We start from the raw sequence: 621 nt of genomic DNA on the forward strand, positions 1-621 counted from the left end.
AATCCGTACTGAACATATTATACATTATTTTCAGTATAGTTGAGCTTATTATTGACTAGAGTCATGCTCTGCACCGCTAACGCGATAGGACTCCGTCCCGCTGGCGCGAACGCAACCGCCTCAGGACAGAACAGGATCCGCGGGGGGCTTTTCCCTATGGGATCCCCACAGATTGCTGGCCAAAATCAGACCCAGGCCCAGCACGGATCCCAGCGCAATCGTCTCGCCCAACAGCACCGCAATCAACCCCAACGACAAAAAGGGCGTCACATACACCCAGTTGGCCAGGGATCCCCGATGGCCCGCCAACTCCAGAGCCCGCAGCCAAAATACAAAAGTCAGGCCCATCTCCGCCAGACCAATGTAAGCCGCCCAACCCAGCCCCGCAACTGTCCAAGAGACCTCCTGAAACGGCAGCAGTAGCAGGCCATAGAGGCTGCCGAAGAGAAACCCCATAAACAGCTTCAGCACCGCATCTCGCCCATCCCGCACATTGAGCAGCCAGTAGAGCGCCCAGATTCCAGAGCTGCCCACCGCCAGCAGCACCCCCCAGGGATCCCCCGCCTGCAAGGTGCCCCAGGATCCCCCCGTAGCCACCAGCACCACCCCCAGCAGGCTCAC

General features: G+C 59.1%; 1 protein-coding gene. It reads right to left on the minus strand.

Going from position 1 to position 621, the window contains the following annotated elements; translation table 11 throughout:
• Positions 1-120: 120 nt before the first annotated feature.
• Positions 121-621: EamA family transporter (locus tag NW837_RS15070; RefSeq protein WP_414332425.1), on the minus strand; the 501-nt coding region annotated here is incomplete at its 5' end.

This window comes from Synechococcus sp. R6-10, assembly GCF_047461815.1.
Classification (GTDB): domain Bacteria; phylum Cyanobacteriota; class Cyanobacteriia; order Thermostichales; family Thermostichaceae; genus Thermostichus.